This window comes from Peribacillus sp. TE19612, from assembly GCF_056279465.1.
On record NZ_JBWCCL010000003.1, the window covers coordinates 273,183 to 285,669 of the forward strand.

At 41.3% G+C, this 12,487-nt stretch carries 14 protein-coding genes; 9 read left to right on the plus strand and 5 right to left on the minus strand.

Going from position 1 to position 12,487, the window contains the following annotated elements:
- Nucleotides 1-264 precede the first annotated feature (264 nt).
- Nucleotides 265-1,230 carry an oxygen-dependent tRNA uridine(34) hydroxylase TrhO gene (trhO, locus tag ACZ9AO_RS07250; RefSeq protein WP_048678052.1) on the minus strand — a complete coding sequence of 322 codons (966 nt, stop codon included), beginning with the start codon at nucleotides 1,228-1,230 and terminating at the stop codon, nucleotides 265-267.
- A gap of 141 nt (nucleotides 1,231-1,371) precedes the next feature.
- Here trhO and ACZ9AO_RS07255 point away from each other — a divergent pair, with 141 nt between their 5' ends.
- From ACZ9AO_RS07255 to ACZ9AO_RS07265, 3 genes are all read left to right on the plus strand, one after another.
- Nucleotides 1,372-2,388, plus strand: a complete 1,017-nt coding sequence (locus tag ACZ9AO_RS07255; protein ID WP_476108773.1) for a nitronate monooxygenase — start codon at nucleotides 1,372-1,374, stop codon at nucleotides 2,386-2,388.
- 17 nt (nucleotides 2,389-2,405) lie between these two features.
- Nucleotides 2,406-2,861 (plus strand): GNAT family N-acetyltransferase, encoded by a 456-nt coding sequence (locus ACZ9AO_RS07260; RefSeq protein ID WP_251543559.1) that lies wholly within the window; start codon nucleotides 2,406-2,408, stop codon nucleotides 2,859-2,861.
- 75 nt (nucleotides 2,862-2,936) lie between these two features.
- Entirely contained in the window at nucleotides 2,937-3,080 is a 144-nt protein-coding gene (locus ACZ9AO_RS07265; protein WP_161922753.1) for a hypothetical protein, read from the plus strand.
- A 47-nt stretch (nucleotides 3,081-3,127) separates the two neighbouring features.
- Here the strand turns inward: ACZ9AO_RS07265 and ACZ9AO_RS07270 are convergent, their stop codons facing one another.
- Complete coding sequence (locus ACZ9AO_RS07270) at nucleotides 3,128-3,706, minus strand: GNAT family N-acetyltransferase (RefSeq protein ID WP_476108774.1); 579 nt, start codon at nucleotides 3,704-3,706, stop codon at nucleotides 3,128-3,130.
- 103 nt (nucleotides 3,707-3,809) lie between these two features.
- On the opposite strand from ACZ9AO_RS07270, the gene pdxR reads away from it, so the two are divergent.
- Nucleotides 3,810-5,201: a MocR-like pyridoxine biosynthesis transcription factor PdxR gene (gene pdxR / locus ACZ9AO_RS07275; protein ID WP_476108775.1), complete on the plus strand. Its 1,392-nt coding sequence runs from the start codon at nucleotides 3,810-3,812 to the stop codon at nucleotides 5,199-5,201.
- A 65-nt stretch (nucleotides 5,202-5,266) separates the two neighbouring features.
- Here pdxR and ACZ9AO_RS07280 read toward each other — a convergent pair whose 3' ends face one another.
- Together ACZ9AO_RS07280 and ACZ9AO_RS07285 are read right to left on the minus strand one after the other, a co-directional pair.
- Nucleotides 5,267-5,686, minus strand: a complete 420-nt coding sequence (locus tag ACZ9AO_RS07280) for a MarR family winged helix-turn-helix transcriptional regulator (RefSeq protein WP_034314851.1) — start codon at nucleotides 5,684-5,686, stop codon at nucleotides 5,267-5,269.
- Between the two features lie 665 nt (nucleotides 5,687-6,351).
- A complete protein-coding gene (locus ACZ9AO_RS07285) occupies nucleotides 6,352-6,555 on the minus strand; it encodes a hypothetical protein (RefSeq protein ID WP_082196735.1) in 204 nt (67 codons plus the stop codon).
- Nucleotides 6,556-6,683: 128 nt separating this feature from the next.
- Between ACZ9AO_RS07285 and ytvI the strand changes: the two genes are divergently transcribed.
- Complete coding sequence (gene ytvI / locus ACZ9AO_RS07290) at nucleotides 6,684-7,727, plus strand: sporulation integral membrane protein YtvI (RefSeq protein WP_197281806.1); 1,044 nt, start codon at nucleotides 6,684-6,686, stop codon at nucleotides 7,725-7,727.
- Nucleotides 7,728-8,070: 343 nt separating this feature from the next.
- Here ytvI and ACZ9AO_RS07295 read toward each other — a convergent pair whose 3' ends face one another.
- Nucleotides 8,071-9,423 carry a hemolysin family protein gene (locus ACZ9AO_RS07295; protein ID WP_048678061.1) on the minus strand — a complete coding sequence of 451 codons (1,353 nt, stop codon included), beginning with the start codon at nucleotides 9,421-9,423 and terminating at the stop codon, nucleotides 8,071-8,073.
- A gap of 618 nt (nucleotides 9,424-10,041) precedes the next feature.
- Here ACZ9AO_RS07295 and ACZ9AO_RS07300 point away from each other — a divergent pair.
- The 4 genes from ACZ9AO_RS07300 to uptA all read left to right on the plus strand — a co-directional run bounded on the left by ACZ9AO_RS07300 (nucleotide 10,042) and on the right by uptA (nucleotide 12,470).
- Nucleotides 10,042-10,614: a YitT family protein gene (locus tag ACZ9AO_RS07300; RefSeq protein WP_048678063.1), complete on the plus strand. Its 573-nt coding sequence runs from the start codon at nucleotides 10,042-10,044 to the stop codon at nucleotides 10,612-10,614.
- 94 nt (nucleotides 10,615-10,708) lie between these two features.
- The gene (locus tag ACZ9AO_RS07305; protein WP_053534025.1) at nucleotides 10,709-11,422 is read left to right on the plus strand and encodes a FixH family protein; all 714 of its coding nucleotides are present in this window, start codon (nucleotides 10,709-10,711) and stop codon (nucleotides 11,420-11,422) included.
- Between the two features lie 92 nt (nucleotides 11,423-11,514).
- The gene (locus tag ACZ9AO_RS07310; RefSeq protein WP_156319568.1) at nucleotides 11,515-11,679 is read left to right on the plus strand and encodes a hypothetical protein; all 165 of its coding nucleotides are present in this window, start codon (nucleotides 11,515-11,517) and stop codon (nucleotides 11,677-11,679) included.
- Between the two features lie 161 nt (nucleotides 11,680-11,840).
- A complete protein-coding gene (gene uptA, locus ACZ9AO_RS07315; protein WP_251543561.1) occupies nucleotides 11,841-12,470 on the plus strand; it encodes an undecaprenyl phosphate transporter UptA in 630 nt (209 codons plus the stop codon).
- The last annotated feature ends 17 nt before the right edge of the window (nucleotides 12,471-12,487 follow it).

Consider the following 12,487-nt stretch of genomic DNA (forward strand, 5'->3'; position numbering starts at 1 on the left):
CATGTAGGTAAGACTGATGACCGCTAAAATCTAAAAGCGGAAACCATTCTTTTTACGTATTAAGAAGGTTTTTTCTATTGTGATATAGAAGTAAGAATGGAAGTAATATTGCAGTAAAAGCAGATGGCATTAAAAGATTAAAGTTAATTCTTACAGTGGAATGAAGTCCAAGGCATAGGTTTAATATAGAAAAATAAGATTTGGTTTGGAATCGATAAAAAAACCCGAATAGGGATCATGTCCACTGATTCGGGTTTGCTAAAATCATTTTGCCGTAATGGAATCTTCGATTAGCTGTAATCTCTCAGCCACTTCTTCTTCAGAAAGGTTATGCTCGACTACATAGCGATTACGCGGATGCACTCGGCATTCATGGGTACAGCTGCGCATATGTTTGTGTTCGTTCTCTTCGCTGCAAAGGATTTTCTTGTTGCATTCAGGATTTGCGCAATTGACATAGCGTTCACAAGGTTCGCCGGAATAAATATCGCGTCCGACAATTACATGTTCCTTTTGATTGATAGGTACGGCAATCCTTTCATCGAAAACATACATTTGGCCATCCCATAGCTCACCTTGGACTTCGGGATCCTTCCCGTATGTTGCGATGCCGCCATGCAGCTGGCTTACATCTTCAAAGCCTTCTTCGACAAGCCAGCCGGAGAATTTCTCACAGCGGATACCGCCAGTGCAGTACGTTAGGATTTTTTTGCCTTCGAACATTTCTTTATTCTCCCGTACCCATTCCGGAAGTTCACGGAAATTCGTGATTTCTGGCTTGATTGCACCCCTGAAATGTCCTAAATCAAATTCATAGTCATTTCTGGCATCAAGGACGATGGTGTTTTCATCTTGCATTTGCTCGAAGAACTCCTTCGGGCTCAAGTATTTGCCTGTCGTCTGGTTCGGGTTGATGTCGTCTTCCAAGCGAAGCGTTACAAGTTCATTGCGTGGACGAACATGCATTTTTTTGAAAGCATGGCCTTCAGCTTCATCTATTTTAAACACGATATCGGCAAAGCGGGGATCGCTTTTCATCATGTCCATATATTTGTCGGTTTGTTCAATCGTACCTGAAACCGTTCCGTTGATACCTTCTGAAGCCACCAAGATACGGCCTTTCAATTCAAGGGCTTTACATGCCGCAAGATGCTCGGCTGCGAATTCTTCGTGATTCTCGATAGGTACATACAAATAATAAAGTAATACTCTATATGGTTTTGTTTCCATTTTTTATTTACCACCTATGTTTTATATTTGCAAGATATAAAGGGTGATCATTTAGACACTTTTCTCTTACAGATAATCATTATATCAAGAAAACGTAAAAATGATAAGGGCATGGAGAAAAATCAAGAGGAGTTGTATCGAATGTTGAAAGAGATAATGAGATACCCAATCATTCAGGCACCGATGGCTGGAGGAGCTTCCACTCCGAAGCTTGCGGCTTCTGTATCCAATGCAGGAGGATTGGGCTTTCTCGCAGCTGGCTATAAGACTGCGGAAGAGATGATGGACGAGATAGGGCAGACCCGTCAGTTGACTGAACGCCCTTTTGGCGTGAATGTATTTGTGCCAGGCAACGAGGCGGTGGATGAAAATATATTATCTGGCTATCGTGAAAAGATCGAAAAAGAGGCCGAGAGCGTCGGGGCTGAGATTGGAAAAGCCGATAGTGATGACGATGATTGGGGAAATAAACTAGATGTATTGAAGGAGGCTGGGGTCGCGGTCGTCAGTTTTACGTTTGGATGTCCAACGGAAGATGTAATAAGGGAGCTCCAAGATGTCGGTTCCCTTATAGCCGTGACAGTAACCAACCTTCAGGAAGCAAAAAAGGCGGCGGGAGCAGGCGCGGACGTTCTATGTGTGCAGGGGTTTGAAGCAGGGGGGCACCGGGCCAGCTTTGATAACCGCACAGAAGATGATTACGGCCTTTTAGTATTGATTCGGATGATAAAGGCTGAGCTGGACTTACCGATCATTGCCGCGGGCGGACTTATGCATGGAAAGGATATCGCGGCCGTGCTTGAAGCGGGAGCAACAGCGGCACAATTGGGTACCGCTTTCCTTCGCTGTCCCGAAAGCGGGGCAAGTCCGGTCCATAAGGCGGCGCTGGGGAATCCCCGATTTACTAAGACTGCTGTTACCCGAGCCTTCAGCGGCCGGAGGGCACGCGGGTTGGTGAATCACTTTTTAACGGAATATGATAGTGTTGCACCGGTCGCCTATCCTTATGTCCATCACATGACCAAACAAATGCGAAAAGCAGCCGGACAAAAGAACAATCCTGAATTGATGGCTTTGTGGGCAGGACAGGGTTATAAGTTGAGCAGGGAACTTCCTGCATCGGAATTGGTTGAACTGCTTGTGGATGAATTAAACTGAGGAGGGTTTTGATGCTGATGGAGATAAGGGAATTATTCTTGGATGAGCCACCCCCGATGCATTTATTGCTTTTGGCAGATCCTTCAAGGAAATTGGTCGAGGAATATTTGGGAAGCGGAACGTGCTTTGTTGCCGTGCGTGATAACCGGATGATCGGCGTTTGTGTTTTACTGCAAAAAGGCCCGGAACTGATAGAGATAATGAACATCGCGGTCGATGAACAGTACCATGGAAGAGGAATCGGCAGGCAATTGATTGAACATGCGATAGGCCATGCAAGGGAACAGGGATATAAAATGATTGAAATCGGAACGGGGAATTCGGGGATAGGGCAGCTTGCCCTTTACCAAAAATGCGGTTTTAGAATAACTGGGGTCGATCGGGATTTTTTTACTAGAAACTATTCCGAGGCCATTTATGAAAATGGGATTCAGTGCCAGGATATGATTCGCTTGTCACAAAGCTTGGACTAAGCAGGGATCATCCAAGTCTGACAGAAAAGCTTTACAGACGAAAGTGTGCGTCGCATTGCTTAGGGGGTAATGAACTTGTTCTTTGGTGATATGATTTATCTTCTTTTTGCTTTACTAATGCCATTTTTATTTGCGATTGGTGTTTTCATATTCATTCGATCAACGAAAAGGCAAAAGGATTCTTTATCGAAAATTCGTAAAGACTCACATGAAAAATAGCACTAAGAGAAAAGAGTGCAAAACAACGGCACTCTTTTTTCACATTTTCACCTTTTTAAAAAAGCTTCCAAATTCCTTTTCACACTGGGCCATTCATGCTCGAGAATACTATAGACCACCGTATTCCTGATCCTCCCATCTTGCAGCTTTTTCTCCATCCTCAAAATCCCTTCTTCAAGGGCGCCGAGCCTGGTTATTGCGGAACGTGATCTTTTGTTGCATTCGTCCGTCCTGAATTCAACCCGTTTCATTTGCCACTTTTCAAAAGCATGCTGCAATAACAAGTACTTACATTCAGTGTTAATGGCTGTTCGCCATTTGTCGGGATGATACCAAGTCGCGCCGATTTCCAGCGATTGATTATGAAAGTGAATATTCCTTAAGCTCGTGCTGCCAACTACCGAATCATCTGTCTGATCGATAACGACAAATGGATGATGAAGTTCCTGTTCCCTTGCTCGAATGCCTTCCTTTACATAGGAGATCGCCTCTTCATATGACAAAATCTTTGTTGCACTCCATTCCCATATTTCAGATGGCAGGGAAGCGGCGTAAAGCGGTTCGATATGATGTTCCATCATCGGGGTGAGTATCACGTGTTTACCGTATAATTCGAAATGCTCCATAGTTTCCTCCTCTTGATTGATATCTTCATTATAAAAATATTCTGGTTCTGCAATAAGGACCAATGCTGATATAATTTATGGAACCAGTTTGAAGGAGGACCAAATGTTTGAAATCACTCTAACCCTAGATAAAACGAACAAAGAAGCTTTATATGTGCAATTGTATAAATACTTTATAAAGGAAATCCAGAATGGACAAATAAAGGCCGGAATGAAACTGCCTTCTAAACGAAAACTGGCCTTGCATTTAGGGATAGGCCTGAATACAGTTGATACGGCTTATCAGCAGTTGATGGCAGAAGGATATGTGGAAAGTCAATTAAGGAAAGGTTATTACGTAGCCGATTTAGAACCGATTTCAGCTTTGAATGAGCCGTTGCCTGTAACAGAAGGGATGATGGACCCTCTGAATGAAAGAAATGAGATAGATTACAATCATGGCCGGGTGGACGTGGATTCTTTCCCGCATGCCGTATGGAAAAAATGCTTGAACAATACGTTGTATCTACAGGAAAGGGAAATGTTCATGAGCGGTGATCCGCAAGGTGAATGGGGGCTTAGGGCTGAGATTTCATCCTATCTATTCCAATCAAGAGGAGTTCGCTGCGGGGCTGATCAAATCATCATTGGGGCAGGTACCCAGTATTTCATCCATCTTCTGCGGTTACTACTTGGAAATGAGCGGGTATTTGGGTTAGAAGATCCTGGCTTTCATCGGGTAAGGGAGGTACTGAGGCTGGAGGGGGCGGTTACGGAATTCATACCTTTGGATGAAAGTGGAATGAGTGTGGACTATTTGAAAGAGAGTACAGCGGATGTAGCCTATGTCACACCTTCCCATCAATTTCCTTCCGGTATGATCATGCCGATAACTAGACGGGTGGAATTATTGAATTGGGCGGTGGAAAAAAAAGGTTATATTATTGAGGATGATTATGACGGGGAATTCCGACATGCAGGCAAACCGATTCCGTCGTTGCAGGGATTGGACACAAATGGAAGTGTCGTCTACCTAGGCACGTTTTCAAAGTCGTTCATACCATCGATCAGGGTGGGATTTATGGTGTTACCCATGGAGTTGTCTTGCCGATTTCAGCAGATGTTAATCGGATATAAACAGACCGTTTCCAGACTGATTCAGGAAACGCTCTGTCTTTTTATGAAAAATGGACATTGGGAACGCCATCTGAATAAAATGAGAACGATTTATCGTAAAAAGAATAAGGTGCTGCTGAACGCAATGGAAGAGAGCTTCCATGATCGTGTAGCCATAATCGGTGAAAAGTCAGGATTGCACGTTCTTTTAAACGTAAAAAACGGCAGCAGTGAGGCAGAGCTCATCCAAAGGGCTGCCAGTGTGGGGGTTAAAGTCCACCCAACATCGGTTTATCATTCAAAGAAAGTGAAAGATCCGACTATTTTGATTGGGTACGGTGGTTTAACCGAAAGGGAAATCGAAGCTGGAATCCGCCTTTTAAAAAAGGCATGGCTATAGCTTGGTGTGAAAGTAAGGAAATTCCTTGCTTCACACTTATTCTGCAATGATACAAGCTACCCATTTTAGTTTCTTATATTATTGAGGATTTTAAGGACCGTCTGGAAAAATACTTCCTGTTCTTCTTCAGTAATGCCTTCCAAGGCCTTTCCTTCGATTTTTTCTGCAATCTTAAGACATTTTGTATGTACCTCTTTGCCCCGGGGGGTCAGTTCGATTCGTTTTTCCTGTTCATCTTTACCAGGAACTTGTTTAATCATATTATTCTGTTCCATGCTGTTGACCGAACGTGTGATGATCACACTGTCTACATCCAGGTAACTGCAAATATCGGGGATTGTGGAATAGCCACAGTTCTTTAAGTAATTCAGGATTGTCCACTGATTATGGTAAATTTCAAGGGCTGTAATTTGTTCATTCATTTTGCTGACTAATGATCTCGATACTTGTAAATATTGATGAAATAATTGAGTAGGGTTCGTCATATGATTCTCCTTTATAATGGTCGACCAGTCCATTATATTCTTTAATTCTTAAAAGTCTATTGTAAAGAATCATTTATTTCAGTCAATGTTTATTTTTGGAAGCAAAGCGGGGAAGGGTAAAATTCTGGCAATGAATGAATTGAGGGAAAGCTCAGTCTTCCCAAATCTCAAACAACAAAGGGGGGAAGCATCTGCACAATCACAAGAAGAACCTTAATCATGATGGAATATATTTCAGCCTAGAGACAAATTCGAGAATTCATGTTTGCCTGCAGTTTTTTTGTGGTTTGTCCATTTGGGCGTTTATTTCCGTTCCAGGCAATCGCTTTCCGTGGGCGGTCCGGGGAGCCTCCTCGGCTTACACGTGCGGGGCCTCCCTTGGACGCGCTTTTCCCGCAGGAGTCTCGAACACCCGAATCAATTTTGTTATAACATTTAGTTAGAAAGATACCTGAGGAGTTGAAGGTGCTGCCGGTACATCAATTAAAGATAGATACACTTTCCGGACCCCTTTTAGTCTACTGCTTGTAATATATGATGAGAAGAATATATTTTTCTTTGAAATGGTCCATAAGTGCCGACGAAATTGGTAAAGGTATAAAACGCGCTGAATGCAGTATATCCTGCAAACAAAAACCAGCCTCTAAAAAGTGGCTGGTTTTTGTTTAAAACTTCTCGCTGGTGGAGCGGTGCTTTGTTTCTTTTTTATTTCGTTCTTCTTGCTGTTCATATTTAATTTCATCAATTGGTAAATCATCAATGGGCATGACCACTTGATCACGTTCCAGCTGTTTTTCCTGATTTTTCTTGAAGGCCTTGGATTTATCATTACGCTCCTCAATATACTTTTCTTTATCTTTATTATCCAATGTCAATCCCTCCATCTCTTTGTATCTCTTTTTCCCTTTATTGAGAAAATAAAACGTATAAGCGAAATATATGTGACCCCGTTTCATAAATATAAGGAGAACAGGAAAGTGCAAGGAGGGTTTGTTCAGTGAATGTCGCCGTCTTTTTTCGCTGGTTTTGGAGGGGGATTCTCCTTTTAGTCATATTAATCGTCATTCCCTATTCATGGGCGTTGATTTTAGCGTTGCTCACCGCCATTCTTTTGGATGGATTGGTCAGAATGATTGGTGAAACGGCAAAGCTGCATCGTTTTTGGGCCGTATTGATTTCATTTGTTTTATATGTAGGCGGGCTTATGAGCATCACTTATTTTTCTTTTTCGGTATTAATCAAGAAGGTCATTGTCTATTCGGAAGAATTTCCCGGTTTCATACGTGAAGTGTATTTGACGGCTATATTGCCAGTCATTAGGCAATGGGAACGGTATTCGCAAACTTTGCCGCCAAATCTCATCCAATCGGTGGAACAGACGATGGAAAAGGGAGTCATGGCTCTGGAGGGGTTCGCAGAGGGCTTTGTTCAGGATATGGTTCAGTTCGTTACACTCATTCCGGGATTTTTCATTGACTTTTTAATTTACTTAATCGCTTTATTCTTAATCAGTCTTGAATTGCCTAAATTAAGAAAAAAGGCAGTCTTTTATTTAAAGACATCCACCTATCAAAAGATTTCGCTAGTTTATCAAGATTTAAGTATGGCAGCCGTAGGCTTCATAAAGGCACAAATCCTGTTGAGTTTAATAACGTTCATCATGGCTTATGGAGGACTATGGTTGTTAAATGTAAAGTATATGATTCCATTGGCACTGTTAATAGTGGTTGTGGACATTCTTCCTATCTTGGGGACGGGATCTGTGCTGGTTCCATGGGCAGCGATCGTTTGGGCTCAAGGAAATCATCATCTTGGTATTGGCCTCATCATCCTATTCCTGGTCATTACCATCATAAGAAGGACCATTGAACCAAAAATCTATTCAGCAAATATGGGATTAAGCCCCTTGGCATCGTTGGTCAGTCTTTATTTAGGGTTTAAGATGCTTGGTTTCCTTGGGCTTTTCCTTGGACCTTCGATACTGATTGTTTATGATACGTTAAAGAGGGCAGGTGTAATTAAAACCAACTTCAAAATATGAAAGATTATTAGATGTTTTTGGCCTGATTTCTTAAATTTGACATATCTTTTACCGCTTTACCTTGACCGTTGCAATGATTACAGTCCCGGGAAAAGAATTGAAGATAACGGGTTTTCCCTTTCCCTTTGCAGTGCTGGCAAATGGTTATGAGTTTCATGATTCTTCACTCCTTCAAAAAGTATCGCTTTTTTAACAGTATGAAACAATAAAGGTAGAACTATACTTCATGTAATCATCCAATGTTAAATGAAGCAGGTTTTATATAATATGTATTTATTTTATTTCATGTACCAGTTGAAAAAAATAACCCCCGCTCCTAGTGTTTTAGGAACGGGGGTTATTATCATGAAACGATTTCGGTTTGTGATATGATCGGGAATTCTTTCACTTCGCTTACGACTTTTGCTTGTTTATATATTTCAATATAACGAATATGGTGATCTTCCATTTCCTTTATCCTGAAGTTATAGGGACCATAAGTCAGGATATCACCTTGTTTGGCCTCATAATCCTCGGTAAGGATCCATCCGCCCATCGTATCAATATCTTCATCATTGATATCCAATCCAAGTAAATCATTCACTTCACTTACTAATACCTTGGCATCGATGATGTAGTGATCTTCTTTTAATTTGCGGACATCGGGAACTTCATCCAGGTCGAATTCATCGCGGATATCGCCAACGATTTCTTCAAGGATATCTTCAACGGTAACCAAACCTGACGTACCGCCGTATTCATCCATGAGGATGGCCATGTGGATCCGTTCCTTTTGCATTTTTAAAAGTAAATCGTGAATCGGGATACTGTCAATGACACGGATGATCGGACGAACATATCGGTCGATCGTTGACGCTGCCTGATTGTTTCTGTCTATCATTTCAGTGAATAGCTCTTTGATATTGACCATTCCGATAACATGATCCTTATCACCATCAATGACAGGATATCGCGTAAAATTCTCTTCCGCCATTACGGTGAAAAACTGCTGGATTGTATCATCTTTGGATACCGTTGCAATTTCTGTACGTGGAACCATGATTTCTTTTGCGATCCGATCATCGAATTCAAAAATCTTATTCACATATTTAAACTCTGATTGGTTAATTTCGCCACTTTTGTAGCTTTCGGAAACAATGATTCGAAGCTCTTCTTCTGTATGAGCCAAATCATGTTCGGAAACCGCTTTTAATCCTAGCATTCTTGTAAGCGTCCTTGCAGAGCCATTCAGTACCCAGATGAATGGATACATGACTTTGTTAAAGGCAATTAAAGGTTTCGAAACCAATAATGTTACTTGCTCCGCTTTTTGAATCGCCAATGTTTTCGGTGCCAATTCTCCAACAACGACATGTATGAACGTAATGAAAGAAAAGGCAATTGCAACCGAGAGTGCATGTGAAGCTGAATTTGGAAGATTCAATTGATTCAAGAGTGGGTGCAAAATGTTTTCAACTGTCGGTTCTCCAAGGAATCCAAGCCCTAGAGCTGTAACGGTAATTCCGAGCTGACAAGTTGAGAGGTATTCATCCAGGTTGGAGATGACCTTCTTTGCTGAAATAGCATTCCTCGTTCCTTCTTCAATTAATTGATCGACCCTCGTGCTTCTCACTTTAACAATCGCAAACTCCGTAGCTACAAAAAATGCTGTTAAAGCAATTAAAATGGCAATAAGAACCAAGTTTATTATGTCCAAATAGTCTCCCTTAACTCGCCTTCGAGACGAATAAGGAGTACACCTCCTACATTTTTAAAATATACAAGTATATTTTTTTTGCCGTGCTGAATATTTTCGGGATTGCTTCAAAAAGGCCTGTGGCCATAGATGTGCAGCCGCTTGAACTCCCATTTCTTTTAGTGATGAAGAGAATAATAGTATATGCCGATTAGCGATGCGTAGACGGGAAATAGAAGAATTTCTGTCTGAAGGAGTGCAGCCATTTTCCAAAAGGATGCACATATCCGTTACGCAAAGCAGCGCCCTTCCGTCAAAACGAACATTCTTTAATGCCCCATCAAATCACCTCAATCTAATTAATTTAAATACTTTCATTATAGAAAGAGTTAATCATTCAGTCAAACAGCTTACGGCACCTTAAATCCGGAAAATTGCTTGTAAAGGATCAGTTTGAGCTAATAATTAGCTGTTTTTGACTGTTTTCTCTACTTTATTGTAACATATTATAGAATATTCAGAAAACTGATGGTCGTTTCATAAAAAATTGGTCCGTTTCATTATTTTTTTGATGGTACAAACATATTCTATAGAAACCAAGACAAGTTTTAAATGCAAGAATTAAAGGGGGTGGCAGCCATGAAAATCATGGAACGGATGGCAGCGATCATTGCCGGCAGCATGCTTGTAGGTGTGGGAATCAATTTTTTTCTGATACCTTATCATTTATTGGATGGCGGCATGATAGGGATTGGGCTGATTTTTCATTACTATATAGGACTTCCGACAGGACTGGGTGTGATTTTGAGCAGCATTCCATTATATATATATGCTTGGTACTTTGAAAAAAAATTATTCCTGAACAGCTTGCATGGCTTGCTTTTTTCCTCTTTATGCATCGATATTTTTTCCGACGCTGTCACAGGATGGAACCTTCCCATTTATGTAAGTGCGATAATCGGGGGAGGGTTGATTGGACTTGGCATCGGTTTAATGCTTCGGTATGGGACCTCTACAGGCGGAACCGATATGTTGGCACAGATCCTTTCCAGGAAAAGTGGACTCAATGTAGGTCTGCTGATTTTTTTCATTGATGGGTGTGTACTGCTTTGCGGATTGAGCGTTGTGGGGACTTCAATCTTTTTATATTCATTTTTAACGATCATCGCGGTAGCCATGCTGACTTCAGTCACCGTAATGCGAACTATTTGATGTTAAATTATGTATAAAAATCTGGAAAAAGGAAAGGATGGGCAATATGAAGAGGACAGAGTTTTAGTCTAATAAATAGTAAAGGGAAGTTCATATGAAAAAACTTTATATGTGTACTGCGTTGTTAGTTATGTTGGCAGGGTGTCAAGAGTCTGAAATGCCAGAGGATAAGGAAGTTAACAGTGCTGTTCCAGAATCGATGGATGCATCAATTGTCATTAAAGGGAAAGTGGAGCCTGGAAAAGAAGTCATTCTTGAAACGACAGTGAAACAGGGAAGCCAATTGGTGAATGAAGCTGATGAGGTGCTGTTTGAAGTGAGAAAGTCCGGACAGGATAAACGGGAAATGCTTGAAGCTAAGAATACTGGAAGTGGCATGTATCAAGTGATGCATACTTTTGAGGAACAAGGCAAATATATTGTAGTGTCCCATGTAACGGCTAAAGGCCTTCATGTAATGCCTGAAAAAGAAGTTGTCGTTCCAGGACATGAAAGTGAAGGTGCATCGGTTCATCCTAGTACGGATGTATCTATCGGGTTTCAAAGTAACCCTGTAAAGGCAGGAAACAGTTCGAACTTTGAAGCGACGGTTGAATTGAATGGGAAGCCACTGACAAATGCAGATGTGAATTTCGAGGTGTGGAAGGAAGGCAGCGAAGAGAGTCATTTCACCAAAGCTGAAGAAGATGGGAATGGAACATATCTAAATAAGGTATCTTTCGAAGAAGCGGGAACCTATAAGGTCCAGGTCCATGTTGAAAAAGACGAAGTGCATGAACACCAACTGCAAACCATTCATGTCAATTGATTGTTTTTTGGATCGAAACGTTTAAACAGGTTTTATTACTTCGTTAAATGGGAAGTTAAAGGATAACGGTACAGCAGAAAAGGAGGGTAAGCATGAATAATCAAATAATCAACAAGTATAAAGATCTCGGGATTCATATTGAAAAAACGAAATCACGGCAGGAGATTTTCACTAATGTTTCACAAAATGATTCATCCTTACTCACTACCGCTGTTTTTTCTCAAATTTCCCAAAAAGGGGAGCTAAAAGAATATTGATGTAAAGAGACCGGAGTACATAACAGCTGGTCTTTTTTTGTGCAATCCTGAATGTGGTGCATTGTGAAACTGGATATGAAAAATCGAATAGAACGTTATGAGCTGAATAGGATAGAAGGACAAACAATTTGAAATTAGCGGTAAGGGGAGTCCATAGCATGATATCACAGCTTATTATGACGATATTGAATTGGTTCGCGGAAATGGGCTATATGGGGATTTTATTGGGGCTGATGGTTGAAATCATCCCGAGTGAGCTTGTTCTTGGATACGGTGGTTATGTGGTCGGCCTGGGGAAAATGAATTTTTGGGGAGCTGTTCTTGCCGGTGTGGCAGGCGGGACGATGGCACAATTATTTCTCTATTGGGCGGGGTATTACGGAGGAAGGCCCTTTCTCTTGAAATATGGAAAATATATTCTAATTAAAGAAAATCATATTGTACATGCTGAAGAGTGGTTTAAGCGGTATGGCGTGGGAGTGGTTTTTACGGCTCGATTCATTCCGGTTGTTCGCCATGCCATTTCCATCCCTGCCGGAATTGCGAGGATGTCAGTATGGAAGTTTATATTTTATACGGTTGCGGCTGTCATACCTTGGACCATATTGTTCCTGACCTTAGGAAGGATCCTCGGCGAGAATTGGCAGCAAATCCGGGAAATAACAGAACCTTATCTAATACCGGCTGCTGGTTTTTCCTTTACCCTCATCATGCTGTATATCTTATGGAAAAAAAAGAGCACACCTCCAATCGTAACGGTCAAAAAAATGGGACGGTTTCCCGATAAATGAACAAATCGTAAAAAACA

Bases quoted from the DNA above. Each gene is read 5' to 3' on its own strand.
- trhO (WP_048678052.1), bottom strand. From the start codon at position 1,230: ATGGAAACAAAACCATATAGAGTATTACTTTATTATTTGTATGTACCT.
- ACZ9AO_RS07255 (WP_476108773.1), top strand. From the start codon at position 1,372: ATGTTGAAAGAGATAATGAGATACCCAATCATTCAGGCACCGATGGCT.
- ACZ9AO_RS07260 (WP_251543559.1), top strand. From the start codon at position 2,406: ATGGAGATAAGGGAATTATTCTTGGATGAGCCACCCCCGATGCATTTA.
- ACZ9AO_RS07270 (WP_476108774.1), bottom strand. From the start codon at position 3,706: ATGGAGCATTTCGAATTATACGGTAAACACGTGATACTCACCCCGATG.
- pdxR (WP_476108775.1), top strand. From the start codon at position 3,810: ATGTTTGAAATCACTCTAACCCTAGATAAAACGAACAAAGAAGCTTTA.
- ACZ9AO_RS07280 (WP_034314851.1), bottom strand. From the start codon at position 5,686: ATGACGAACCCTACTCAATTATTTCATCAATATTTACAAGTATCGAGA.
- ACZ9AO_RS07300 (WP_048678063.1), top strand. From the start codon at position 10,042: ATGAAAATCATGGAACGGATGGCAGCGATCATTGCCGGCAGCATGCTT.
- ACZ9AO_RS07305 (WP_053534025.1), top strand. From the start codon at position 10,709: ATGAAAAAACTTTATATGTGTACTGCGTTGTTAGTTATGTTGGCAGGG.
- ACZ9AO_RS07310 (WP_156319568.1), top strand. From the start codon at position 11,515: ATGAATAATCAAATAATCAACAAGTATAAAGATCTCGGGATTCATATT.